24 protein-coding genes are annotated in these 24,852 nt (G+C 59.7%); 9 read left to right on the top strand and 15 right to left on the bottom strand.

Features of this window, described 5'->3' with window-relative positions; translation table 11 throughout:
* Together mfd and RAC79_RS10920 are read left to right on the top strand one after the other, a co-directional pair.
* Positions 1-3,498 (top strand): transcription-repair coupling factor, encoded by a 3,498-nt coding sequence (gene mfd / locus RAC79_RS10925; protein ID WP_374996998.1) that lies wholly within the window; start codon positions 1-3, stop codon positions 3,496-3,498.
* Positions 3,499-3,865: 367 nt separating this feature from the next.
* A complete protein-coding gene (locus tag RAC79_RS10920) occupies positions 3,866-4,210 on the top strand; it encodes a hypothetical protein (protein WP_174039294.1) in 345 nt (114 codons plus the stop codon).
* A gap of 58 nt (positions 4,211-4,268) precedes the next feature.
* Here RAC79_RS10920 and RAC79_RS10915 read toward each other — a convergent pair whose 3' ends face one another.
* Genes RAC79_RS10915 through RAC79_RS10905 form a run of 3 tightly spaced genes read right to left on the bottom strand, consistent with a single transcriptional unit; the run spans position 4,269 to position 7,813 of the window.
* Positions 4,269-5,201 carry a DMT family transporter gene (locus RAC79_RS10915; protein ID WP_174039293.1) on the bottom strand — a complete coding sequence of 311 codons (933 nt, stop codon included), beginning with the start codon at positions 5,199-5,201 and terminating at the stop codon, positions 4,269-4,271.
* A gap of 51 nt (positions 5,202-5,252) precedes the next feature.
* On the bottom strand, positions 5,253-5,921 hold the full coding sequence (locus RAC79_RS10910) for a DsbA family oxidoreductase (protein WP_003523423.1): 669 nt from the start codon (positions 5,919-5,921) through the stop codon (positions 5,253-5,255).
* A gap of 44 nt (positions 5,922-5,965) precedes the next feature.
* The gene (locus RAC79_RS10905; protein WP_174039292.1) at positions 5,966-7,813 is read right to left on the bottom strand and encodes an extracellular solute-binding protein; all 1,848 of its coding nucleotides are present in this window, start codon (positions 7,811-7,813) and stop codon (positions 5,966-5,968) included.
* Positions 7,814-8,120: 307 nt separating this feature from the next.
* Here RAC79_RS10905 and RAC79_RS10900 point away from each other — a divergent pair, with 307 nt between their 5' ends.
* Positions 8,121-8,777, top strand: coding sequence for an invasion associated locus B family protein (locus tag RAC79_RS10900; RefSeq protein ID WP_174039291.1), 657 nt, complete (start codon positions 8,121-8,123; stop codon positions 8,775-8,777).
* 92 nt (positions 8,778-8,869) lie between these two features.
* Here the strand turns inward: RAC79_RS10900 and hspQ are convergent, their stop codons facing one another.
* The 4 genes from hspQ to RAC79_RS10880 form a co-directional block, all read right to left on the bottom strand.
* Positions 8,870-9,199: a heat shock protein HspQ gene (hspQ, locus tag RAC79_RS10895; protein ID WP_003523419.1), complete on the bottom strand. Its 330-nt coding sequence runs from the start codon at positions 9,197-9,199 to the stop codon at positions 8,870-8,872.
* 88 nt (positions 9,200-9,287) lie between these two features.
* Positions 9,288-10,208 carry a DMT family transporter gene (locus RAC79_RS10890; RefSeq protein ID WP_174039290.1) on the bottom strand — a complete coding sequence of 307 codons (921 nt, stop codon included), beginning with the start codon at positions 10,206-10,208 and terminating at the stop codon, positions 9,288-9,290.
* A 100-nt stretch (positions 10,209-10,308) separates the two neighbouring features.
* Entirely contained in the window at positions 10,309-11,718 is a 1,410-nt protein-coding gene (glnA, locus tag RAC79_RS10885) for a type I glutamate--ammonia ligase (protein WP_003523416.1), read from the bottom strand.
* 71 nt (positions 11,719-11,789) lie between these two features.
* Complete coding sequence (locus tag RAC79_RS10880; RefSeq protein WP_003515720.1) at positions 11,790-12,128, bottom strand: P-II family nitrogen regulator; 339 nt, start codon at positions 12,126-12,128, stop codon at positions 11,790-11,792.
* Between the two features lie 358 nt (positions 12,129-12,486).
* On the opposite strand from RAC79_RS10880, the gene RAC79_RS10875 reads away from it, so the two are divergent.
* Positions 12,487-13,962 carry a bifunctional ADP-dependent NAD(P)H-hydrate dehydratase/NAD(P)H-hydrate epimerase gene (locus RAC79_RS10875; protein WP_065655158.1) on the top strand — a complete coding sequence of 492 codons (1,476 nt, stop codon included), beginning with the start codon at positions 12,487-12,489 and terminating at the stop codon, positions 13,960-13,962.
* A 258-nt stretch (positions 13,963-14,220) separates the two neighbouring features.
* Here RAC79_RS10875 and RAC79_RS10870 read toward each other — a convergent pair whose 3' ends face one another.
* Both RAC79_RS10870 and RAC79_RS10865 read right to left on the bottom strand, forming a co-directional pair.
* Positions 14,221-15,261, bottom strand: coding sequence for a GlxA family transcriptional regulator (locus RAC79_RS10870; RefSeq protein ID WP_065655157.1), 1,041 nt, complete (start codon positions 15,259-15,261; stop codon positions 14,221-14,223).
* Between the two features lie 271 nt (positions 15,262-15,532).
* On the bottom strand, positions 15,533-15,751 hold the full coding sequence (locus tag RAC79_RS10865) for a hypothetical protein (RefSeq protein WP_059760262.1): 219 nt from the start codon (positions 15,749-15,751) through the stop codon (positions 15,533-15,535).
* Between the two features lie 126 nt (positions 15,752-15,877).
* Here RAC79_RS10865 and RAC79_RS10860 point away from each other — a divergent pair, with 126 nt between their 5' ends.
* Positions 15,878-16,816 (top strand): LysR family transcriptional regulator, encoded by a 939-nt coding sequence (locus RAC79_RS10860; protein WP_020810641.1) that lies wholly within the window; start codon positions 15,878-15,880, stop codon positions 16,814-16,816.
* Positions 16,817-16,869: 53 nt separating this feature from the next.
* Here RAC79_RS10860 and RAC79_RS10855 read toward each other — a convergent pair whose 3' ends face one another.
* Complete coding sequence (locus RAC79_RS10855) at positions 16,870-17,790, bottom strand: methylenetetrahydrofolate reductase (protein WP_174039236.1); 921 nt, start codon at positions 17,788-17,790, stop codon at positions 16,870-16,872.
* A gap of 90 nt (positions 17,791-17,880) precedes the next feature.
* Complete coding sequence (locus RAC79_RS10850) at positions 17,881-18,657, bottom strand: formyl transferase (protein ID WP_174039311.1); 777 nt, start codon at positions 18,655-18,657, stop codon at positions 17,881-17,883.
* Positions 18,658-18,849: 192 nt separating this feature from the next.
* Between RAC79_RS10850 and RAC79_RS10845 the strand changes: the two genes are divergently transcribed.
* Together RAC79_RS10845 and RAC79_RS10840 are read left to right on the top strand one after the other, a co-directional pair.
* Positions 18,850-19,011: an entericidin A/B family lipoprotein gene (locus RAC79_RS10845; RefSeq protein ID WP_003495552.1), complete on the top strand. Its 162-nt coding sequence runs from the start codon at positions 18,850-18,852 to the stop codon at positions 19,009-19,011.
* A gap of 118 nt (positions 19,012-19,129) precedes the next feature.
* Entirely contained in the window at positions 19,130-19,882 is a 753-nt protein-coding gene (locus RAC79_RS10840; protein ID WP_374996997.1) for a phosphodiester glycosidase family protein, read from the top strand.
* Positions 19,883-19,891: 9 nt separating this feature from the next.
* Here RAC79_RS10840 and RAC79_RS10835 read toward each other — a convergent pair whose 3' ends face one another.
* Both RAC79_RS10835 and RAC79_RS10830 read right to left on the bottom strand, forming a co-directional pair.
* A complete protein-coding gene (locus RAC79_RS10835) occupies positions 19,892-20,242 on the bottom strand; it encodes a hypothetical protein (protein WP_065655212.1) in 351 nt (116 codons plus the stop codon).
* A gap of 392 nt (positions 20,243-20,634) precedes the next feature.
* Positions 20,635-20,901, bottom strand: coding sequence for a hypothetical protein (locus tag RAC79_RS10830; protein ID WP_162934087.1), 267 nt, complete (start codon positions 20,899-20,901; stop codon positions 20,635-20,637).
* Between RAC79_RS10830 and RAC79_RS10825 the strand changes: the two genes are divergently transcribed.
* Positions 20,900-22,303 (top strand): L-serine ammonia-lyase, encoded by a 1,404-nt coding sequence (locus RAC79_RS10825; protein WP_174039234.1) that lies wholly within the window; start codon positions 20,900-20,902, stop codon positions 22,301-22,303. The genes RAC79_RS10830 and RAC79_RS10825 overlap by 2 nt on opposite strands.
* Before the next feature lie 65 nt (positions 22,304-22,368).
* A complete protein-coding gene (locus RAC79_RS10820; protein WP_035260632.1) occupies positions 22,369-22,803 on the top strand; it encodes a DUF1489 family protein in 435 nt (144 codons plus the stop codon).
* Between the two features lie 85 nt (positions 22,804-22,888).
* Here RAC79_RS10820 and RAC79_RS10815 read toward each other — a convergent pair whose 3' ends face one another.
* Together RAC79_RS10815 and RAC79_RS10810 are read right to left on the bottom strand one after the other, a co-directional pair.
* Entirely contained in the window at positions 22,889-23,497 is a 609-nt protein-coding gene (locus tag RAC79_RS10815; protein ID WP_003523403.1) for a transglutaminase-like cysteine peptidase, read from the bottom strand.
* A 699-nt stretch (positions 23,498-24,196) separates the two neighbouring features.
* Entirely contained in the window at positions 24,197-24,814 is a 618-nt protein-coding gene (locus RAC79_RS10810) for a PilZ domain-containing protein (protein WP_080856456.1), read from the bottom strand.
* Positions 24,815-24,852: the final 38 nt, after the last annotated feature.

The following is a 24,852-nucleotide window of genomic DNA, read 5'->3' as shown; positions in this document are numbered from 1 at the left end:
ATGATAGCCGGATTCGATGCAAAGCTGGTGTCGTCGGCCGATACGCCGCTGACCATCGGAAACGTGCCTTCCGGCATGGAAGCCCTGTTGCTTGCCGATATGGCGCGGGCGGGCACGTCGGTCGCTTATGTGATGTCGGATGGCCAGCGGGTCGCCGATCTCGAACAGATACTCGGTTTCGTCGCGCCTGACATTCCGGTCATGACGCTGCCGGCCTGGGACTGTCTGCCTTATGACCGTGTGTCACCGAGTGCGGACACCTCGGCGCGCCGGCTGGCGGCGCTTGCCGGTCTTATCAGTCACGCGAAGAAACCGCATCCGGCCATCGTGCTCGTCACCGTCAACGCCATGCTGCAGAAGATGGCGCCGCGTGACGTCATCGAGAACCTCGGCTTTTCGGCCAAGCCCGGCAACCAGATCCGCATGGAAGAGATTGCCGCGCGGCTGGAGCGCAACGGTTTTGACCGGGTGGCGACGGTGCGCGAGGTGGGTGAATTCGCCGTGCGCGGCGGTATTCTCGATGTTTTTGTTCCCGGTACGGAAGAGCCGGTACGTCTCGATTTCTTCGGCGATACGCTGGAGAGCATCCGCACTTTCGATCCCGCCAGCCAGCGCACCATCGGCCAGGCGCGCTCGCTTGATCTGAACCCGATGAGCGAAGTGACGCTGACGCCGGATACGATCAGCCGGTTCCGCAAGAACTACCTGTCGCTGTTCGGCGCGGCGACGCGTGACGATGCGCTTTATCAGGCCGTTTCCGAGGGCCGCCGTTATGCCGGCATGGAGCACTGGCTGCCGCTGTTTTACGAGCAGCTGGAAACCGCCTTCGATTATCTGAAGGGCTTCCGCATCGTCACCGACCACACGGCGCGTGAAGCGGCGAAGGAACGCTCCAAGCTGGTGCTCGATTATTATGAGGCGCGGCGGGCTTCCGGCGAGACCAAGGGCTCGACGCAGGGCGCGCCCTACAAGCCGGTATCGCCGGGACAGCTTTATCTTGACGGCAAAAGCTTCGATGCGGCGCTTGCCGCCGTCAACGCCGTGCGACTGACGCCCTTCAACGAACACGATACTGAAGGCCGTCCCGTCGCAACGCTGGATGCGCATGTCGGGCCGCGCTGGGCGCGCCCTCCGACCGAAGGCAATAGCGAAGAGCGGATCAATGTTTTCGATCTGGCGGTAAAACACATCGCCGAGCGCCGCGCCAAGGGCTGGAAGGTGCTGATAACAGGCTGGTCGGAAGGTTCGCTCGACCGGCTGCTGCAGGTGCTGAACGAGCATGGGCTTGAGAAGATCAAGCCGGTCGCCTCGCTGAAAGAGGTGGAGAAGCTCGGCAAGGGTGAGGCCGCCTCGGCGGTGCTGAGCCTCGAAGCGGGTTTTGAAACCGGAACACTGGCCGTTATCGGCGAGCAGGATATTCTAGGCGACCGCATGGTGCGCCGCTCCAAGCGCCGCAAGCGCGGCGCGGATTTCATTTCCGAAGTGGCGGGGCTGGATGAGGGCTCGCTGGTCGTCCATGCCGAACATGGTATCGGCCGCTTCGTCGGCCTGCGCACCATCGAGGCGGCGGGCGCGCCGCGTGCCTGTCTCGAACTGCATTATGCCGATGACGCCAAGCTGTTCCTGCCCGTTGAAAACATCGATCTTCTGTCCCGTTACGGTTCGGATGCGGCGGAGGCGCAGCTGGACAAGCTTGGCGGCGGCGCATGGCAGATGCGCAAGGCCAAGCTCAAGAAGCGCCTGCTGGACATGGCAGACGAGCTTATCCGCATTGCCGCCGCGCGCCTGGTGCGCCATGCGCCGGTGCTGACAGCCCCCGACGGGCTTTACGACGAATTCGCCGCCCGTTTCCCCTATGACGAGACGGAAGACCAGCTTAACGCGATTGAGTCGATCCGCGAGGATTTGGGCGCCGGCCGACCGATGGATCGGCTCATCTGTGGCGATGTCGGTTTCGGCAAGACGGAAGTGGCGCTCCGCGCCGCTTTTCTCGCCGCCATGAACGGCGTGCAGGTGGCGGTGGTGGTGCCGACCACGCTGCTTTCCCGCCAGCATTTCCGCACCTTCTCGGAACGTTTCCGTGGGTTGCCGATCCGGGTGCAGCAGGCTTCGCGTCTCGTCGGCTCCAAGGAACTGGCGCTGACCAAGAAGGAAGTTGCTGACGGAAAGACGGATATCGTCGTCGGCACCCATGCGCTGCTCGGCGCGGGCATCAGCTTCGCAAATCTCGGCCTGCTGATCATCGATGAAGAGCAGCATTTCGGCGTCAAGCACAAGGAGCGCCTGAAAGAGCTGAAGAGCGACGTGCATGTGCTGACGCTTTCTGCAACGCCCATTCCGCGCACCTTGCAGCTGGCCATGACGGGCGTGCGCGAGTTGTCGCTCATCACCACGCCGCCGGTGGACCGTATGGCCGTTCGTACCTTCATTTCGCCCTTCGATCCGCTGGTGATCCGCGAAACGCTGATGCGCGAACATTATCGCGGCGGCCAGAGTTTCTATGTCTGCCCGCGCCTTGCCGATCTTGCCGATATTCACGCTTTCCTGCAATCGGATGTGCCGGAGCTGAAGGTAGCGGTGGCGCATGGCCAGATGCCGGCCGGCGAACTCGAAGACATCATGAATGCCTTTTATGACGGCAAATATGATGTGCTGCTGTCGACCACCATCGTCGAATCCGGCCTTGATGTGCCGACTGCCAATACGCTGATCGTGCACCGTGCCGATATGTTCGGCCTTGCCCAACTTTACCAGCTGCGCGGCCGTGTCGGACGCTCCAAGGTGCGCGCCTTCGCGCTCTTCACCCTGCCGGTCAACAAGGTGTTGACGACGATGGCGGAGCGGCGGCTGAAGGTGCTGCAATCGCTCGATACGCTCGGTGCCGGCTTCCAGCTGGCGAGCCACGACCTCGATATTCGCGGTGCGGGCAACCTGCTCGGCGAGGAACAGTCCGGCCATATCAAGGAAGTTGGTTTCGAGCTTTACCAGCAGATGCTGGAAGAGGCGGTTGCAGAAGTGAAGGGTGACGAGCAGGTGCAGGATAGCGGCTGGTCGCCGCAAATCTCGGTTGGCACCTCCGTCATGATCCCGGAAGACTACGTGCCGGATCTGCATCTGCGCATGGGTCTTTACCGCCGTCTCGGCGAGCTTGCGGATATCAGCGAGATCGATGGTTTCGGTGCGGAAATGATCGACCGTTTCGGCCCGTTGCCGAAAGAAGTGCAGCATCTGCTCAAGATCGTCTACATCAAGTCGCTCTGCCGCATTGCCAATGTCGAGAAGCTGGATTCCGGGCCGAAGGGCGTTGTCGTGCAGTTCCGCAACAAGGAATTCCCCAATCCGGCGGCGCTGGTCGGTTACATCGGCAAGCAGGGATCGATGGCGAAAATCCGCCCTGATCACAGTCTGTTCCTCAATCGCGATCTGCCGACGCCGGAAAAGCGGCTGGCGGGTGCGGCGATGGTCATGACACAGCTGGCGGAGCTGGCGCGGTCCTGACGGGAGCGTTGGTGGGTGGGGTTTACCCCCCTCTGCCCTGCCGGGCATCTCCCCCTCAAGGGGGGAGATCGATATGCGGCGGGGTTTCGACTATCTTAACGGTCGAGAATGAAGCGGCGAGAGATCGTCCTGTCGATCTCCCCCTCGAGGGGGAGATGCCCGGCAGGGCAGAGGGGGTAAAGCCCCACCCACCCTCGGCTTGCTAACAAATGGCCAATCCCCGAAAATTCCAACCCGCAAGGCTCAGCAAAAATTACCACGATGTAACCAAACGGACATGCGCCGGTAGCCTTCGCGGGCGTAGTCTAAGCCCCATACCCGGTGCGGCGGATCGGTAGATGCCGCCGGGTGATGAAGGAGCAGGACGATGTGGACCAACATTAACAGGTTTGCCACCGCTGGTCTGGTTGCCTTGACAATTGCGGGCACCACAATTGCCACCACCAGCCAGGCGGAAGCGCGCAATAATTTCGGCCGCGGCCTTGCCGCCGGCCTTGCCGGCACGATCATTGGCGGAGCGCTGATTGCGGGTGCAAGACATCCCGGCTACGCTTATGGCCCCGCATATTACGCGCCCGCCTACGGTCCACCCGTTTATGCTGCGCCGGCCTATGGCCCGCCGGTTGTTTACCAGCCGGCCTACCCGCGCTGCCACGTGGCGTGGAGGCAGAACGCCTGGGGCGATATGTATCGGGTCAAGGTTTGTGATTGATCGAATGCCATGCCGGCGACGCGAATACGCGTTGCCGGTTCTTCGCATTCGTTAGGCTTCAGCGCCCGTCTTCCGGCGTGATGCCGACGGCCACGTTCTGGTCGGTGGCGGCGATCGAGGCGGGCAGCGGCACCTTTCTCTGCTTCTCGCGGATCAGCGTCAACAGGCCGGAGCCGACGATGAGGGCGATGCCGACCAGCATCCAACCGTCGATACGGTCGCCGAAAATCAGGTAACCGAACAGGATGGCCCAGAGCATCTGGCTATATTGCGTCGGTCCGATCATGGCGGCGGGCGCATATTGGGCGGCATACATGACCAGGACGTTGCCAAGCGCGCCGAGCAGGCCATATCCCGCCAGCAGCAGCCATTGCTCGCCGGCTGGCATGACAAAAGTCGGCACCATGGCGATGCCGCTTATGGTGAGACAGCCGAGCACACCGGCACCATAAAGCGAGACGTTCTTTTCCGACGGTCCCATGGCGCGGAAGATGACAATGCTGAGCGCACCGCTGAAGCCGCCGATGATCGCGCCGAGATGGCCGATGCCGAGTTCGCGGAAGCCCGGACGCAGGATGACCAGCACGCCGAGGAAACCGATGATGACGGCCGACCAGCGCTTGATGCCCACCTGTTCCTTCAGGAACACCACCGACATGATGGTGACGAAGGAAGGGAGCAGGAAGATCAGCGCGAAGGCTTCCGCCATGGAAAGATGGGTGAATGCGGTCACGCTGCCCACTGCGCCGGTGCCGGCTGCAAAAAAGCGGATGATCCACAAGGGGCGGTTCGTCGTCTTCACCACGTCCACCCAGCGATCATTGCGCTTGCGGATGAAGGGAAGGGCGACGAGGCCGAAAAGGGCGCCGAAGAAGGCCGATTCGATCGGCGAAATCTGGCCTTCTATGAGTTTAACGCTTGCATCGCTCCAGGCGTAGGCAGCGAAGGCGGCAAAGGCGAGCAGAATGCCTTTCAGGGTCTGGTCGGACACGGAAACACCGGCGAAAAATCGAGTTGATGAAAACCGCCGGTGGTTTGACCGTCAGTTCATCGATCTATGCTCGTCCGCCTTGATTTTTGCAATATCCCGCAGTGCAGCAATCAATACATCCGGCGTTTGTGCACCGCTTATGGCGTATTTCTGGTCGATGATGAAGAAGGGCACGCCGGCGACGCCCATTTGCTGCGCCGCATCGATTTCGGCGATGACGGTGTCCTTGTCGGCGTCCGAGGCGAGAAGCCGGGCCACGACCTTGGCGTCCATGCCGGATTTTTCGGCCACATCGGTCAGCACCGCGTGATCGCCGATGTTGCGCCCTTCCTCGAAATTGGCCTTGAACAGGGCGGTGACGACCTTTTCCTGGACGTCGCGGCCTTCGGAATGCGCCCAGAGCGACAGCCGATGGGCATCGAGCGTGTTCGGGCCGATCTTGATCGCATCGAAATCGTAATTGATGCCGACTTCCCTGCCGAGCTGCACCAGCGTGGCATGCGCCTGTTCGAGGCGTTCCTTGCCGAGCTTTTCCTCGAGAGCGGCTTTCTGGTCGACGCCTTCTGGCGGATAATCCGGGTTGAGGCGGTAAGGACGCCAGTTCACGTCGACGCTGATTTCGTCCTGCACCTCGGCAATGGCGAGATCGAGCCTTGCCTTGCCGAGATAACACCACGGGCAGACCATATCCGATACGACGTCGATAACGATGCGTTCCATGGTTTTATCTTCCCTTTTTCTCTGCCGGGGATGGGTGGTGCGGTTTATTGCGCCCGCGCATCCCACCAGGTCTGTTTCTGATTGCCGGATATCGGCGTCATATCCGGGCGGTCGATATATTTCCAGCGGGCCACCCACTGCGCGCCGATATAATAGAGCGGAATGACATAGTGGCCGGCAACGAGAAGGCGGTCGTAACCGCGCACGGCCGCCTGAAAATCCTCCGTCGACCTTGCCTGCAGCAGGGCCTCGATCATGCGGTCTATATCGGGATTTGCGGCACCGGCATAGTTGAAGCTGCCCTGCGCATCCCGCGAGAGCGAACTCCAGCGGTTGAGCTGTTCCATACCCGGTGAGAGCGAGGAGGGCAGGGAGCGGATGATCATGTCATAGTCGAAGCTGTTCGAGCGGGCCTGATATTGCCCGTCATCGACCGAGCGGATGCCCATGGCGACGCCGATCAGGTTGAGCGAACGCTGATAGGCAAGCGCGATGCGCTCCTGCGCCGGGTTCTGGGTCATGATTTCGAAGGCAAGCTGACGGCCGTTGGCGTCGGACATCCTGCCGTTCTTGATGCTGTAGCCAGCCTCTTTCAGCTTGTCGACGGCCATTTTCAGAACTTTGCGGTCCGCGCCGGTGCTATCGGTGGTCGGCATGGCATAGGTTCCCGCCAGCAGTTCCGGCGGCATGGTTTTCGCCGCGTCGCCAAGCAGGGCAAGCTCGCGCTCGTCGGCGGCATTACCATAAGCGCCGAGCGGGGAGTTCTGCCAGTAACTCTGCGTGCGCTTGAAGGAGCCTCCGAGGATGTTCTTGTTCATCCATTCGAAATCGAGCGCATAGGACAGGCCCTCGCGCACCTTTTCGTCGGCGAAGACGGCGCGGCGGGTGTTGAAAACGAGGCCGAACATGCCGGTGGGCAGACGCGGCTGGAAGACGTCCTTGACGATATCGCCGCGATGGACGGCCGGAAAATTGTAAGCCTGTCCCCAGTGGGAGGTATCGGAAGTACCGTTGATGGCGTCGCCTTCAGGATAAATGTCGATATCACCCTTCTTGAAGGCCTCGAACATGGTGGTGACCTGAAGGAAATAGGTGACGCTGATCTCGTCGTAATTGTCGAAGCCGACCTTGCCGGGAATATCCTTGCCCCAATAGTCCGGGTTCCGCTCCCAGATGATTCGTTCGCCCGGCCGCAGGGTTTTGATTCGGTATGGACCCGAGCCAACGACCGGGCCGAGGCCCGCCTGCTCGAATTTTTCCGGATCGATCGCATGTTTCGGCAGGATCGGGGTGGAGGAGGCGAGAATGAGCGGCGTTTCGCGGTTCGCCTTGTCATTGAAGGTGAAACGCACGCTGCGATCGCCGATCTTTTCCAGCTTCGCCACACCGTCCAGACGGGTGTTGAAGGGCGGGCGGCCTTTTTCCTTCAGGAGACTAAAGGTGAAGATCACGTCATCTGCGGTCACCGGCTCGCCGTCGGACCATTTTGCCTTCGGGTTGAGGTTGAACTGGACGAAGCTGCGCTCCTCATCCCACTCTGCGGTTTCGGCGAGCAGGCCGTAAAGGCTGAAAGGCTCGTCGCTGGAGCGCAGCATCAGCGGTTCGTAGAGAAGATTGCCGAATTCCGGGTCCCAGACCCCCCGTGCGGTCGTGCGCATTCCCTTGAGAACGAAGGGATTGAGGCTGTCGAAGGTGCCGACGACGCCGTAAGAGATTCGGCCGCCTTTCTTCACGTCCGGATTGACGTAAGGGAAGTGGCGGAAATCTGCCGGCATGGCAGGCGTGCCATGCATGGAAATGCCGTGAAGCGGCTGTGCCAGGGCGGTTCCGGCGGGAAGCAGGGATGATCCCAGAAGGAACAATGCGGGGATGAAGGCCGCAAGGTTGCGCATGTCACTATCCTGTCTCAACGGTCAGTCCGATATGTGGACCTGACCGGTTTATCGTCATGATTCTGGCAGATATGTAGCACACGGACATTGCATGACCCATGCAACGGCGGGAAATCTTGGGTCAGCTCAAGAAAAAGTTAAAGAAGTGCTGGATATCGCCGCGATCGGCATGTAACAGGGGGACCGGAAGAGACGGGTCACGCATTTGCCTCATTTAAACGACAGTTGAACGGGCAGAAGGATACCGCCATCGGCGAACAGGATCTTGCGGTTCTGTTCTGGCAGACATTCAGGAGACGGAACTCTTATGATGCACAAGGCAAACACATTCACCCGGACGGCTCTGTCCGCTCTGGTCCTTTCTCTCGGCGCAATTTCCGCTCCGGCCATCTCGCAGGCGCAGGATGCTGCTCCCGCCGCTCAGGGCGCTGGCGCTCCGCCGCTCGGCTGGTTCAAGACCTGCTCCAAGCAGGAAGACAACGATGTCTGCGTCGTGCAGAACGTGGTTCTTGCCCAGAACGGCCAGATGATCACCGCCGTCGGCCTCATCACCGTTGAAGGGAAGGTCAACCGCAAGCTGCTGCAGGTCTCCGTTCCGACCGCGCGTCTCGTTCCTCCGGGCGTGATGATGCAGATCGACGGCGGCAAGGGCCAGAAGCTCGATTACGCCGTTTGCCTTCCTGACAAGTGCACGGCTGAAGTTCCGCTGACGGACGCCATGATCGCCTCCCTGAAGAAGGGTAGCGAGGTGGTCTTCACCTCCATCAACTTCCGCCGCGCGCCGAACCCCATCAAGATCGCGCTCTCCGGCTTCACCGGCGCTTATGACGGCCCGGCGATCACCCAGTCGCAGCTTGCCGAAAGCCAGCGCAGCCTGCAGGAAGGCATGCAGAAGAAGGCTGAAGAGGCCCGCAAGAAGCTGGAAGCCGCTCAGGACGCTGCCAAGGGCGCGCCGAAGCCCTGATTGCAGCGTAAGCTCCAAAAACAGGAAAACCGGTCTGGCGACAGACCGGTTTTTTTACGCCCCTGGGAGGGAGGGGAGAAAATTGGCGGGCGTCAATGCGCCGTCGACATTTTCGGGCGCCATTCGCCGTTCGGCGCCTTGTCGAAGATGCGGCCGATATTGGGGTTTCGGAGCGGCGTCTCGTTTTCGTCGTGGACGAGGTTCTGTTCGGAAACATAAGCGACATATTCCGTCTCCTCGTTTTCGGCCAGAAGATGATAGAAGGGCTGGTCGCGATCCGGCCTGATTTCCGCAGGGATGGCGTTCCACCATTCCTCGGTATTGGCATATTCCGGGTCCACGTCGATCACCACACCGCGGAACGGAAACACCTTGTGGCGGACGATTTCGCCAAGCGTGAATTTTGCGTTTCTTTGTTTCATGGCATGTACTTCCTTTCCCAATACTAGGTGGTATCGGAATGCGAAATATCAAGACCTAGCGGTTTTGGCGCCGGTCTGGCTTCCGCGTTCAGCGCCTTATGCCGATGGGCGCGGTGGCGATGATGACGCCGCCGGTGACCAGCACGATGCCGACGGCGTGATAGGTCTCGAAAGTCTCCCCCAGAAACAGCGTGGCCATGAGGATCGAGACCGGCGGCATCATGTAAAGCGTGACGCCAGCGGTCGCGGGACCGAAGACGCGCACTGTATGAGTGAAGCAATAAAAGGCCAATAGTGAGGCGAACAGGATGATGCCGCCGATCTTGGCCCAGGCCATTGGCGTGGCGGGTAACATGCCGCCCTGCGCCAGTTCCAGAGCCGCCGGCGGCAGAAGCACGAGCGCGCCGGAAAAGGCGATCAGGCCGAAAAGGCTGAAAGAGGCCATCTGCCGTGCGGCAGGATCGCGCAGCAGCAGCGAATAGACCGCAAAGGCGATGGCCGCCGTCAGGATCGCGAAATCGCCAATGTTGAAATTCAGCTGCCAGAGAGCGGACATATCGCCCTTGAGCACGATGGCCGACACGCCGGCAAAGGCGATGACCATGCCCGCCACTTCCAGCTTCCGGATCGGGCGGCCCTGAAAGACGCGCTGGAACAGGATGATGAACAGCGAGGACGTGGTGTAGATCAGCGTGCCGTTGGCGGCCGTCGTCATGGTTAGCCCCCAATAGACCACGCCGCCGCAGATGCCCATGCCGAGAATGCCGAGGACGAGCCAGAGCAGCGTTTTTCGCCGCACGAAGGCAAGGCAGTTGCGCCAGTCGGCGATCATGAAAGGGGCGATGATGAGGGTCGAGCCGATCCAGCGGATGAAGGCGGCGATGAAAGGCGAGACTTCGCCGACGACGCCACGGCCGAAAATGACATTGCTGGAGAAAAAGAACGGCACCGCCAGAAAGATGAGCCAGTCCGTGAGGCGCGTTTGCTGAGAGGCTGGCTTGTTCGACATTCTTCGCAATGATGGCTGGGCTTCAAAAGAAAACGGCGGCTTTCCAGGGAAAACCGCCGGAATGGATGGAGCGCCCCGATGGGAGCGCTCCAAAGGCCGATCAGGCCGAGTAGTACATGTCGAATTCGACCGGATGCGGGGTCATTTCGAAACGCATGACTTCCTGCATCTTCAGCTCGATGAACGAGTCGATCTGGTCGTCGTCGAACACGCCGCCGGCGGTCAGGAACTTGCGGTCCTTGTCGAGGCTTTCCAGCGCTTCGCGCAGCGAACCGCAGACGGTCGGAATCTTCTTCAGTTCCTTGGCAGGAAGATCGTAAAGGTCCTTGTCCATCGGCTTGCCGGGGTGGATCTTGTTCTTGATGCCGTCGAGGCCGGCCATCAGCATGGCCGCAAAACCGAGGTACGGGTTCTGGGTCGGGTCCGGGAAGCGGACTTCGACGCGCTTTGCCTTCGGGTTGGAGCCGAAGGGGATACGGCAGGAGGCGGAACGGTTGCGCGCGGAGTAGGCGAGCAGAACCGGCGCTTCATAACCCGGCACCAGACGCTTGTAGGAGTTGGTGGTGGGGTTGGTGAAGGCGTTGATGGCCTTGGCGTGCTTGATGATGCCGCCGATGTAATAGAGGCAGGTCTCGGAAAGACCGGCATATTCGTCACCCGCGAAGGTCGGCTTGCCGCCCTTCCAGATCGACTGGTGAACGTGCATGCCCGAGCCGTTGTCGCCGAAGATCGGCTTCGGCATGAAGGTTGCCGTCTTGCCATAGGCATTGGCGACCTGGTGCACGACGTACTTGTAGATCTGCATCTTGTCGGCGCTGGAGACGAGTGTGTCGAATTTCACGCCCAGCTCGTGCTGTGCGGCAGCCACTTCGTGGTGGTGCTTTTCGACGACCACGCCCATTTCGGCCAGAACCGTCAGCATTTCAGAGCGCATGTCCTGCAGGCTGTCGATCGGCGGAACCGGGAAGTAGCCGCCCTTGACGCGCGGACGGTGGCCGAGGTTGCCGGTCTCGTAATCCGTGTCGTCGTTGGACGGCAGTTCGGACGAATCCAGCTTGAAGCCGGTGTTGTAGGGATCAGCCTTGTACTTCACGTCGTCGAAGACGAAGAATTCCGGCTCCGGGCCAACGAAAACGGTGTCGCCGATGCCGGATGCCTTGAGGTAGGCTTCGGCCTTCTTGGCGGTGCCGCGCGGGTCGCGGTTATAGGCTTCGCCCGAGACCGGGTCGAGGATGTCGCAAAGGACGACCAGGGTGGACTGGGCGAAGAACGGGTCGATATGGGCGGTGGCCGGATCGGGCATCAGCACCATGTCGGACTCGTTGATGGCCTTCCAGCCGGCGATCGAGGAGCCGTCGAACATGACGCCATCGGCGAACATGTCTTCGTCCACACAGACAACATCCATGGTGACGTGCTGCAGCTTGCCCTTGGGGTCGGTAAAGCGCAGGTCCACGAACTTGATGTCGTTATCCTTGATCTGCTTCAAGATATCGTTTGCGGTCGTCATTTAAACGTTTTCCTTGAGTGTGATGATGACGAGGTGAAAACCCAAGCCTCCCCGGCTCGGGACATTCTTGATTATATGGCGTCCACGCCTGTTTCACCGGTACGGATGCGGATGACTTCCTCGACATTGGAAACGAAAATCTTTCCGTCGCCGATACGTCCTGTCTGCGCCGCATTGCGGATCGCCTCGATGACGGCTTCCGCATTCTCATCCGCCAATACGACTTCGACTTTTACTTTCGGCAAAAAGTCCACGACGTACTCTGCTCCGCGGTAGAGTTCCGTGTGGCCCTTCTGACGACCAAAGCCTTTTGCTTCCGTGACCGTGATTCCCTGAAGTCCGACTTCCTGAAGGGCTTCCTTCACTTCATCGAGCTTGAAAGGCTTAATGATCGCTTCGATCTTTTTCATGAGAAAATATCTCTCCGCTTCTCCCGTTAAAGCAGGTAACTCCCGCTCTGCCACAAGAATGCACGTATTGTGCCAGATCGGAAGCGGGCTTGAAGAAAAAACTTCGATCCCCCGGCTTTCCGACACAAAATGCATTCGCTTTTTGCGCTTTTCCAGCCAATTTCTCGCGGAAACCCGAAAAATCCATCAGCATTTCTGTGAATTTGTATTATTTTAGTTGATTTGAATATTTGGAAAGGTGCGAACAGGGGAGTGGCCTTTTGTTTATATTTTATGCATTTGTCTATTATTTAGACATGACAATTTGCTTATTTTTGTATCGATTGCCTTTCCGGCGTTTTGAAGGGATGATCGGGACATGAAATCCCTTCCGCGCCTCTTCCTGATCGACCCTGTTGCCATGGCCCGCATCGATGCGGCGGCCGGGCAATCCGGCATTCCTCTTTATGACCTGATGGAGCGGGCGGGGCAGGCGGTTGCGGCCTCGGCGCTGCGTCACTATCCGCAGGCGCAGCGTTTCGTCGTGCTCTGCGGTGGCGGCAACAATGGCGGCGATGGTTATGTGGCGGCGCGGGCGCTTTTGCAGAGCGGGGCGGTCGTCGCGGTTTATCATCTCGGCGATGTCGGTGCGCTCAGTGGCGATGCACGGACGGCATTCGAGCGGAGCGGCGTGACGCCGCTGCCGCTTGATGGCTATGCGCCTCTTGCCGGCGACGTGGTGATCGATGCGGTGTTCGGGGCCGGATTGTCCCGCGATGTTCCGCAGGAGCTTATTCGAGTGATTGAGGCGGTCACGCGGGCGAAGGTGCCGGTTCTCGCCGTCGACCTGCCCTCGGGCCTCTGCGGCAGGCGGGGCGTGCCTCTCGGCGCATCGTTCAGGGCGGAGCGGACGGTGACCTTCATGGCGCGCAAGCCGGGTCATCTGCTGATGCCGGGGCGGGAGCTTTGTGGAACGCTCGAGGTGTTCGATATCGGCATTCCGTCCCGCATCCTTGACGCCCATGCGGGATCGGTGGCGGAAAATGATCCGCTGATCTGGCGGGATGCCTTGCCTCACGCCGATATGGAAACCCACAAATTCCGTCGCGGGCATCTGACCGTCTTTTCCGGCCCGGCACATGCGACGGGCGCAAGCCGCATGACCGCGCTTTCGGCACTGAAGGCGGGAGCGGGGATCGTCACCATCGCTGCGCCTAGGCAAGCGCTCGATGTGCTCTCCGTCACGCTGACGGCGGTGATGAACGCACCGGTGGACGATGCCGACGATCTGCGGTCGTGGCTGGACGATGGGCGTCATGGCACTTTCGTTCTCGGCCCGGGTTTCGGCGACCTCGAAAAGGCGCGCCACTTCGTGTCTCTGCTTGGAGATAAGGCGGTCGTGCTGGATGCCGATGCGATCACGGCTTTCAGGGATCACAGGGATGCCCTGTTTGCGCGTGTCACGTCGGGCACAGGCAAATTCGTGCTGACGCCGCATGAGGGCGAATTTGCGCGACTGTTTCCCGATCTTGCCGCCGACAAGATGCTGAGCAAAGTCGAGAAGGCGCAGGTCGCCTCGGCCCGCAGCGGCGCCGCGCTGGTCTATAAGGGCGCGGATACGGTGATTGCCGCGCCGGATGGCCGGGCGCTGGTCAACACCAATGCTCCCGCGAGCCTTGCGACAGCTGGATCAGGCGATGTGCTGGCCGGTATCATCGGCGCGCTGCTGGCGCAGGGCGCGCCTGCCTTCGAGGCGGCTGCGGCCGGGGTCTGGCTGCATGGCGAGGCGGGCCACCGGGCAGGCGACGGCTTGACGGCGGAAGACCTTGCCCATGCGGTTCGGCCGTTTGGGTGAAGTGGTCTGATTGTGTTTGTTAGCAGCTGACAGATTCGGTGGTTTAGCAAAGTTCCATCATCCCCACTCAGTCACCCCGGACTTGATCCGGAGTCCAGCGCGATCAAGTCCTTGATCGCGAAAGACTCTTCTCACGGCGCAGACGCGCCGTGACTGGATGCCGGATCATCCTCGGGCTTGTTCCGGGGACCGGCATGAGGGAGGAGCGGTTTTTTATCCTGAAACAAGCTCCGTCGCGTTTGCGGCATTAGCCCGCATTCAATGCGCAGCCTTGCCTGCCTGGCTCGCCATCGCCATTCGCGAGGCGCTGATCAGGAGCTTGCGCTCAGCGCGTTCCTGCTGCGGCGTGCGATTGTAGATTTCGCGATAACACTTTGAAAAATGCGAGGCGGAGACGAAACCGCAGGCGACGGCGACTTCGACCACCGGCATGGCCGATTGCACCAGCAGGTGGCGGGCGCGGTCGAGGCGGATTTCGAGATAATAGCGGGCGGGCGAACGGCCCATTTCCTGGCGGAAGAGGCGCTCCACCTGCCGGCGCGACAGATCGGCGGCATCGGCGATATCGAGCAACGACAGCGGTTCGGCAAGATTGCCTTCCATCAATTCGATGATCGACAGGACCTTGCTGTTCTGCACGCCGAGGCGGGCGCGTAGCGGCAGGCGCTGGCGGTCATTGGGGCTGCGCACCCGGTCGGTCAATTGCTGTTCGCAGACGCGGTTGACGAGGTTTTCGCCGAAATCCTGACCGATCAGGCTCAGCATCATATCAAGCGAGGCCGTGCCGCCGGCGCATGTATAGATGTTGCTGTCGACTTCGAAAAGATCTGCGTAGACTTCCACCTGCGGGAAGGCTTCGGAAAAGCCGGGCAGGTTTTCCCAGTGGATCGCGCAGCGCTTGCCGTTCAAAAGGCCCGCCTGTGCGAGAATATGGGCGGCGGTACAGAGGCTGCCAATGGCGATGCCGCGATTATAGGCTTCGCGCAGCCAGGCATTGACGGATTTGTTGATGTGTTGATCCACATCGATGCCCGAACAGATGATCGCCATTTCCGGGCGGTTTTCGCCGTTGACGTAGCGCCGCTCATCGGCAAGACAGGTGTCGGGCTCAAGACAGATGCCGCTTGACGACATGACCTTCTGGCCATCGAGCGAGGAGAGCCGCCACTCATAGGCCTGATAGCCCAACATTCGGTTGGCGATGCGAAGCGTTTCAACCGCTGCGGCGAATGGCAGCATGGTAAATTGCGGAATGAGAAAAAAGACGATTGAGCGCTTCTTCTGGGAGTTTCTGCTCATTTGCCCGTGCTCCGTTGCGAATACGCAATTCCTCCCTTGGAATTGGTCTTCTGGATGTCCTGTCTACGACATCTTTAACGAAAAATACGCCGTGGAATCGGGGCTGTCAAAAAATCGCTTTTGAAATATGCAAATTTTGCGACAAGCCTTTAAAAAAGGCGGCGTGTCGCATGTAAAACAGGCACGCTATTTTGCGCCCTTGTTCCTCCATCCGAAGGGCGGGCAGGGATGGCTCGCACGTCTGGAAACGTTGCGGGCCACCGGTTGAATGTCATCTGCGGATGACGTTTATGCGGCTGTTGTCCGTCGTCGGCCATCCGATATCCTTCAATGTTTCAGGTGGCAATGCTTCCAGTGCGCGAAGCATTTTTTCGCGACGCCATGCGGCGTAACGGGCGGCAACATGGTCGGACAGGCGATGAAGCCAGCCGCTGGATGACGGACGGTGCGAGGAACGGTTCGCCACGGGGAGATAATGTATCATGGTCATGTCTTGATCCTTTCCTGAACCACGATCCTGTTTGCGACTTCGGTATGCGCTTGCCGACGAGGCTAAATCCGCCCCGTCAATCGATGTCCCGGATGGTGCGCGCTTGTTGACATTCAATCAAACGAAATGATATCCATCTATAAATCAAAATATTTGAAGGTGCGTGCCATGACCGTGACTTTCCGCCAACCGCTGCCGTTGCTGGATAACGACATATTGAGAACCTTCGTCGCCATCGCGGAAACGGGAAATTTCTCCACCGCCGCAGAAGTGGTGTTCAGAACGCCGTCTGCCGTTTCCATGCAGATCAAGAAGCTCGAAGAGCAGTTGAAAACGACGCTTTTCCTGCGCGATGCCCGTTCGGTGACATTGACGGCGCATGGGGAGACGCTTTTGACCTATGCGCGGCGCATGATTGCGCTGTCCAACGAGGCTGTGTCACGTTTCGTCATGCCGGAGCTTTCCGGCGTCGTCCGTCTCGGTGCGCCGGAGGATATTGGCGAGCGTGGCCTGCTGCCGGGCATTCTCAAGCGTTTTGCCGAGGCTTTCCCCGGCATCATGATCGACGTCACCATCGATTCCAGCTCCAATCTCTATAAGCGCATGGATGAGCAGAGGCTCGATCTTGCCCTCGTCAACTGTGCCTCTCATCCCCTTCGGGATACGGGCGAGGTGCTGATGCGCGAGCGTCTGGTCTGGGCGGGTGCAAAGTGTGGCACGGCCTATCTGCGCGATCCGCTGCCAATCTCCATCTGGGAAGAGGGTTGCATCTGGCGCTCGGAAGCGATCCATTCGCTGGAGAAGCGCGGCCGTAATTTCCGCGTGGCCTATCTCAGCGGCCATACCATGGCGCAGCGCGCGGCGATTGCCGCCGATCTCGCCATCGCGCCGCTGCCGCGATCCTATGTGCAGAACGACATGGTCATTCTGGGCGACAAGGAAGGCCTGCCGGAACTCGGCTGTTTCGATATCCGCCTGATCATGGGTGACAAGGCGTCCCGCCCTGTTCTTGCCGTGGCTGAAAGCATTCGAAACGCTTTTGTCGAAGTCGCCAAGGCGGCCTGAGATATTGGAGGTGCGCGGCGGCCGTGGCCCGTCGCGCCGTTAGAATCGCGGTTTTAGCCGGTCATCGAATCCGGCGATGCCGAACGGTCCACCGCGCCGGTTTGCCAGCTTCCACGCTTGACCAGCCAGTCGGCCGAATTCTGCAATCCGCCGAAGGGGAAGACGTGAATTTGCCGGATCGGCCCTTGCGGATTGGCCTGCCAGTGCCGCTCAATCGGCCCGACGATGCTTTCCGGCGAATGGCCCTTGGCAAGCGTCGTCAGCGAAAGCGCGTTCTTCTTGAGATAGGCGATTGAATTGCCGACGCCGCAAAGCGCGGCATATTTCAAAAGCGTCGTGATCTTGGCCGGGCCGGAAACGCCGATATGCACCGGAAGCTCGATGCCTGACGCCGCTAACCCTTCCGCCCAGGCGATGAAACGCGCGGGATCGAAACCGAACTGGGTGACGATGCGCATAACGGCATCGCTTCTTTCGGCAAAATCGCGTTTCAGCCTGAGTGCGGCCATCGCCGTTTCGTCGTTGAAATCCGGGCTGCCTTCCGGGTGGCCGGCGATGGCGATCTGCCTTATGCCGCAACGGTCGAAAATGCCGGTGGACAGCATGTCCATGCTGGATGCGAAGGGACCGGCCGGGCGGTCGACGCCGCCGCCGACAACCAGAACATCGGTTACGCCCGCTTCTCCGGCAAGCCGTTTTACCTGTTCCTCAAACGCTGTGCCGGAGGGCATGCGTCGTGCAGCAAGATGCGGCACCGGCTCATAACCGAGATCGCGCAAATGTCCTGCAGCTTCGACGAGCCTTTCCTGCGAGGCGGCTCCAGTGTCAGTGAGATAGACGCGTACACCCTGCGGAAAGAGACCGGCAAGGTCGGTGGAGCCAAGCACCTGCGCGGGCGAGGCTTCGATGGAGGCGGGAATGATGGAAGCGGTGGAGATATCGGGCAATTTGTGCGTGATCCTTTTTATTATCATGCACCTATTTTGCGGCGAAGTCTGTGCCTGTTGCGGCAAGACAGGCTTGCATCTGCGACGAAGCTCGGCCCCAATCCCTGACGCGTGGCTTCACCAGATCCGTTTCGTCAGGCCGTTCCAAAGCCATGTCCAGATGGTCGGCGGGAAGCGCAGTACGGATTTGCCGGGTGAGGGCGGCTGCGGCGCAAGGCTGCCGGAAAGGGCGTCCTCGATGGCGCTGATGGCGATATCCACCGAAGCGGCGGTCAAAAGCAGGGGGTAAGTGGCAATCGTGTCGGAAGGCGATGGTTTCAGCCGCTTCTCGTAGAGCGTGGCGCCGGTATCCACGCCCTTGTCGACCAGATGCACGGTTGCGCCGAAATTGCCGCGGTCTTTTTCCACCAGCGCCCAGTATCCGCCCATCTGCCCGCGATAGGCAGGATTGATGCCGGCATGGAAATTGATGACCGGGCATTGCAGGGCCTGAAGCGTGGTCGGCGTCAGCAGGCGGCAGGAAATGGTGAAGATCGCCGCCGGTTTCAGCAGATTGGCGGCCTTGCGGCATTCCTCATCGTTGAGCGAGGCGAATTGGGTGACGGGGAGACTGTGATGGAGATCGGGAGAAAGGCCGTATTCGGCGATGATCGCATCGCTTCTGCGAAGCGTTAAGCGCTTCCCGAGCCGCGAGGCGATCATCGTCGCCATCTGGCCCGCAGCGACAATCCAGCCGAGCCGGCGCGCGCGCCGCCTGAGAATGACCGACTTGCTTTCCGGTTGCTCCATGAAAACATGGATGTCGGGAAATCGGGCCGCCAGCGCATTGATCATGACATTGGGGTTCACCCCGCCCGCCGTCATCACCAGAAGCCGATTGTTGATGTCAGTCATATCACCCACGGGATTTTCCTAAGCCATGATCCAGACGCCGAGTTTCACGCGTGAACTTCAAAACCATGTTAATTTTCATCGACAGGATTTTTTGAAATGTCGCTGGAACGGATTTTTGGGACTCACGTTATTGTGACGCATATCACATCGGTACTTGCCTTTGGACGGCAAGTCATAGGGGAGTAGTTTCACATGATCACACGCATTCTTTCGACCGTTTTCGTGGCTTTGTTGACCGTTGTCACCCTGAGCTCCTGTGGTAACACCATTCGCGGCATGGGTCGTGACACGGCGAACGCCGTCGACGCGACGCAGGATGCCGGCCGCAATGTGGACCGCGCCGCCCGTCGCTGACGACATCTCCCCTTAAAGGTCCGGCGTCATCCTGAAACACGGGTGACGCCTTTTCTTTGACCGAATTTTTCTGCGAATGTGCCCCGACAAGAATCACGGGGCGGGCATGAACGGATTGATGAAAAGACTGGCCAAGCTGCTGTTGCCATTGCTGTTGCCATTTTCGGCTCAGGCCGGCGGGCAGGCGGATTTCTGCAGGATCATGGACCATGCGGGCGATCGTTATACCGTCTGCAGTTTCGACCCGGCAAAAAGCACCATCCGGATATACTACCGCGATCATGTCTCCGGCCAGGGATATGGCTCCTTCGCCGCTCTCTCGTCGGCGCTGTGGCGGCAGCACATGTTCAGCGTCTTCGCCATGAACGGCGGCATGTACCATTCGGACTATTCCCCCGTCGGGCTCTTTATCGAAAATGGCATCGAACGCTCGCCGATCAGCACCGGCGGCGGCTGGGGCAATTTTCATCTTCTGCCCAATGGCGTGTTTTATCTGAAGGGGGCGGCGGCCGGCGTGCTGGAAACGCAGGCCTATCTGGCAGCGGATCTCAAGCCGGACTTCGCCACGCAGTCCGGGCCGATGCTCGTCATCGATGGCAAGCCGCATCCGCGCTTTCTGCCCGATAGCGACAGCCTGAAGCGGCGCAACGGTGTCGGCGTTTCCCGCGATGGCATGGTGCATTTCGCCATTTCGGAAAATACCGTGCGCTTTTACGATTTCGCCACGCTGTTCAGGGATGTGCTGGACGCGCCGAATGCGCTCTATCTCGACGGCACCATATCCAGCGTCGATATTCCCGCAATGAAAAGGCGGGACTCGCTGTTCCTGATGGGGCCGATCATCGCTGTTGTCGACAGGGTGCCGGATTAGCCTGAACGATCAGATCGGCGCCTTGGGATAGGCTTTTTCGAGACCGGCCGATGCCGTCAGTCCCTTGCGGAAGGCGAGAAAAGCGGGGTGCTGGCTCGCCCTTGCGGTTTCCATGATGCGGATCTGCAGGCGGGCAGGGGCATTGCCGCCAAGCCATTCGCCGGTTGTTTCCAGCTTCAGGCTGTTGAGGAAGCGGGCATTGGTCTGCTGGTCGAGATAAAGATTGAGGCCAGCCAGCAGGTTCTCGTCCTGCAGGGCATTTTCCATCAACAGCAGCACCCAGGCTTTATCCTCGCTTGCAAGCGAAGTGAGTTTCGATGCGACCGTTTCGCGATCGGGGAAGGAGGATGCCTGCTGCATGGGGTGACTCGCATCGTTGCCGTTGCCATCGTCGATAAAGCACAGGTCATGCCCTTTCAAGGCGCGACGCTTCAGCGCAAGAAATTCGACCGTAAGGTGTTCGGCCGGCGTGGTTTTTAACAGGTGTTTGTAGGAAAGCTTTAAATAACGGTTACACTTTAGCCTAAATTGCGGCGAAGCCCCAAATGGCGCTTATACGGGCCTCACGCTAACACCTTGTTTTTTCACATACCTATGCGCGGGGCGAATGGCAGCCTGTCGAAAACGCCTTCATTTAGCCGCTTTTTGCATTTGCCTTCGCCGCCAGATTTTAATAAATGCTTGCCTCAACGGGCCGGGTCTTGAAGACCGCCCGGAGAGTGAATAGCTGGAGTAATCATGGAAGAAACCGCTCAGAAATCCTGCTGGGGCGTCACCTTGCGCGCACTTGCAGGCTTTGCCGCTTTTCTCGCATTGACGTACATTTTTGGCAGCCCATAAGCATCTCTCCTGAATGACGGGTTTTGAAACGGCGCGGTTTTCCTTTGGAAACCGTGCTGTTTTCGTTTGAGGGCAATTATGTCGCAGCTGCGCAAACCGCTGACGCTCTTTTGTGGCGATCCGTTTTGGCTTTGGATATGATGGTGGTGGAATCCATTCTCATTCAAGGCGAACTTCATGTTTCTTTCGGTCTTTGACGTCTTCAAGATCGGTATCGGTCCTTCGAGCTCCCATACGATGGGGCCGATGACGGCAGCCAACCGCTTTCTGGCGCTGATCCTTAGCGATGAGTGGCCACGGCCGGCAGGCGCGGCCGTTGCGCAGCTGAAGGTCAGCCTGCATGGCTCGCTCGCCTTTACCGGCATCGGGCACGGCACCGGGCGTGCCGTCATTCTCGGCCTCACCGGCGAACGGCCGGATATTGTCGACCCCGATGCGATGGACGCCATTATCGAGACGGTGGAAAAGGCCGGCACCGTGACGCCGCCCGGCCATCCGTCCTATGTGTTCCGCCCGGCCGAAGATCTGGTCTTCGACAAGAAGAACCCGCTGCCCGGCCATGCCAACGGCATGATCTTTTCCGCCTTCGACAATCAGGGCAGGCTGCTCATCAAGCGCATCTATTATTCCGTTGGCGGCGGTTTCGTCGTGACCGATACGGAGCTCGAGGCGATCAAGCAGCGTGGCAAGACAATCGATAACGGTCCGCGCGTGCCTTATCCCTTCGCCACCGCGCGGGAAATGCTGGATATGGCGGCCCGTTCCGGCCGCACCATCGCCCAGATGAAGCGGGCCAACGAGGAGACGGTGGTTTCCCGCGAGGAGCTGAACGAGCGTCTCGACCAGATCTGGGAAGCGATGAACGGCTGCATCGAGCGCGGGCTGAAGGTGGACGGCATCATGCCTGGCGGCCTGAAGGTGCGCCGCCGCGCCCGTTCGATTTACGAGAAGCTGAATGCGGAATGGCGCAGCAACCGGCTGAACCCGGTCATGGCCAATGACTGGCTGAGCGTTTACGCCATGGCGGTGAACGAGGAAAATGCCGCCGGCGGCCGCGTGGTGACTGCGCCGACCAACGGTGCGGCGGGCGTCGTTCCTGCCACCGTCAGATATTTCCGGCATTTCCATGAGGATGCGAGCGTCGATGACGTGCGCGACTTTTTGCTGACGGCGGCCGCCATCGGCGGCATCATCAAGCACAATGCCTCGATTTCAGGCGCGGAAGTGGGCTGTCAGGGCGAGGTGGGCTCGGCTTCCGCCATGGCGGCGGCAGGCCTTGCCGCGGTCATGGGCGGATCCCCGGAACAGGTGGAAAATGCCGCCGAGATCGCGCTCGAGCATCATCTCGGCATGACCTGCGATCCGATTGCCGGGCTTGTACAGGTGCCGTGCATCGAACGTAATGCCATGGGCGCGGTGAAAGCGGTGACGGCGGCCTCGCTGGCGCTGAAGGGCGACGGCCAGCATTTCGTGCCGCTCGACGCCTGTATCGAGACCATGCGCCAGACCGGCAACGACATGAGCGAGAAATACAAGGAAACCTCCACCGGCGGCCTTGCCGTGAACGTTGTGGAGTGCTGAGCGGGCAGGGCGTCAGGCATGGTTGCCATGCTTGACGCCCGCCGCAAAAAGGCATTGATAGAACCATGCCTTTACATCTCATCAAACTTTGCGTCGGTGCGGATTCAATCCAGGACTTGAGAGACTGGGTCGCGCATCGTGCGCTGACCGCAATTGCCGCAGGCCTCGAGCCGCACAGCGTCCACACAACCCGGATGATCCCGAAACGTGTCGAGGAACTGCTCGAGGGCGGTTCGCTCTACTGGGTCATCAAGGGGCAGGTGCAGGCGCGGCAGAAACTTCTCGATATCCGCTCCTTCAAGGGCGAAGACGGTATTTCCCGCTGCGATCTCATTCTCGGCCCGGAGGTCATCGAAACCTCACCTGCGCCGAAGCGCCCGTTTCAGGGCTGGCGTTACTTGAAGGACGACGAGGCGCCCCGCGATCTCGGCGGCGGCACGGGCGGCGAGGACATGCCTTCCGATCTCAGGCGGGAACTGGCGGAGCTTGGGCTGCTCTGACGCTTAACGGATTTGACAATGAAAAAGCCGGCATCCTTGCGGAGCCGGCTTTTTCTTTTGGGGGGAGACGGGTCGTTTTCTGGCTTCAGTTGATGCCGCCGACCGCAGTGGTGGCGCGGCCATCCTGAATTTTCACCCAGCGGCCGGGATTGGCGGTGTCCTGGCGCTTCAGGTAGGTATATTCGGTTTCAGACCAGTTCATGACCTTGTTGCGCATGTTGTCGAGAACGAAATCGCCACGATCGGTGCGGACGGTCAGAACGGCGTGGCCTTCGCCATTCGGCTGCAGAACCACGGTGATCAACAGGTTGGAGGCGGAGAAGCCCTTGTTCATCAGCATCTTGCGCTTCAAGAGCACGAAGTCTTCGCAATCGCCGACCGTGGTGGGATAGGCCCAGCGTTCTTCAACGCCATAGATTTCCATGTCGGTCATCGGCGTGATGGTGGTGTTGACGGTGTAGTTGACGTCGAGCATCGTCTTCCAGCGCTCTTCGGTCAGCTTCATCGGGCCGTTGTCCAGCGAGGTCGGCTGGCATTCGCTCTGATAGGTCTGGCAGAATTCATAGTGGCCGATCGGCGGGTTGGCCTTGCCGATGACGCGCATGACGGCGGCCGGCGAGGCGCTTGCCTGATGCGCGAAGGCGCTGACGATGAATGCGATCAGAGTGAAAACGAAACGGTTGTTCTTGTTCATTGCTTGTCTCCCCGTGGTGAGAAGACATTCGCAGGTATATTTTGACCCGGCGGAAATTTGCGAAGCGCAATTTGAGCTTAAATTTCAGCAAATTAGCCGTTGTTTTGAACTGTATTCGAACTAGTTTTTATGCGTCTTTGAAGCAAATTTTATTACAATTTTACGCATCGTGGCTTTAGGTTTTTGGTAGCCATCTAGACCGCTGTATTGACAGCCATTTTCCGCGTGCTGCGGTTTCCGTGATCGTGTGCGGCCGGCTTGCGGCGCGTGGCGAAGAGCTGGATTTCCCGTTTTGGGATGGCTGTTTCAGGCTGATACAGGCCGGAAAAAGCGACAAAAAAACTTCAAAAAAACTGCATTTTTTCTGGAAAAAAGTTTTGCGGAGCGGTTTTCGCGCCGTGGATGAGCTGGCCAATGGCGCAACATGTTCCGCCGCGCTCATCCCTTTTACCGACTATGATGGATCCAGGCCGGTCTGCCGTAGGCGTCAGGGCGTGAAAATGGAAGTTCGGTAACGAGAAATGAGAATGAAGAACCTGACGACAGGAGCGGCCCGATATAGCCGAAGACAGAACATAGCCCGTCAAGGCGCCGTCCGGGAATCTTCGCAATTATGCGATTGGGGCGAGCGCAAAACGCGCCAAAAATGCTGCACGCATTCTTACGGGCGCAAAACCTGCCGTGTCCGGGTGGAATGAGTTAGAGAAACTCGATCAGTGCGTCGGGCGACTGGACGCGGTCGAATTCGACGGCAACGCCTTCCATGAAGTGGCGCACGATCTTGCCGCTCATGTTCTTGCCGAGCTGGACCCGGCTTCCGAGCGGCGGCCGGTTTTCGATCTCGATTGCGGCACCCGACAGGGAAAGGTCGATCAGCCGGCAGGCGACGAGCACGCCATCTTCCAGAACGAGCTGGGCTCTCGCATTGCGCGGCGTCAGGCGGTCGTGGCGGCGGTCCTCCGGCAGGCCGAGCAATTGACGCTTGGCGATCCAGGCGAGCTGCGCTGTGAGTTTTTCCCGCTTGCGCTCCGGCGCGTTGATGGCGATGAGGAAGCCCGATGCGGTGAGCGATGTCACCGTGCCTTCGATCCGGCCGATATGCTGGAGATAGGCGATGACGCGGTCACCGCGGCGGGCAATGCCCGAGCAGGTGAACTGCGCCCTTTCGGCGGTCATCTCGGTCGCGGTGCAATCATATTCTTCATGGTCGGGCAACATCAGGCGGCCGGTGAAGGACACACGGACGGCGTCGTCGAGATGAGCTTCCTCAACCGGACGCAGGATTTGGGCGGTGTTGACCGAGCGGGACGAAAACATGGGCAGCGCAATTGTAATGAATGATGACGGTAAATTTC

Source organism: Agrobacterium sp. LR_9 (assembly GCF_041954855.1).
Lineage (GTDB): Bacteria > Pseudomonadota > Alphaproteobacteria > Rhizobiales > Rhizobiaceae > Agrobacterium > Agrobacterium leguminum.
Note: the sequence above shows the minus strand (reverse complement) of the source record. Positions and strands in the feature narration are given on the sequence as shown.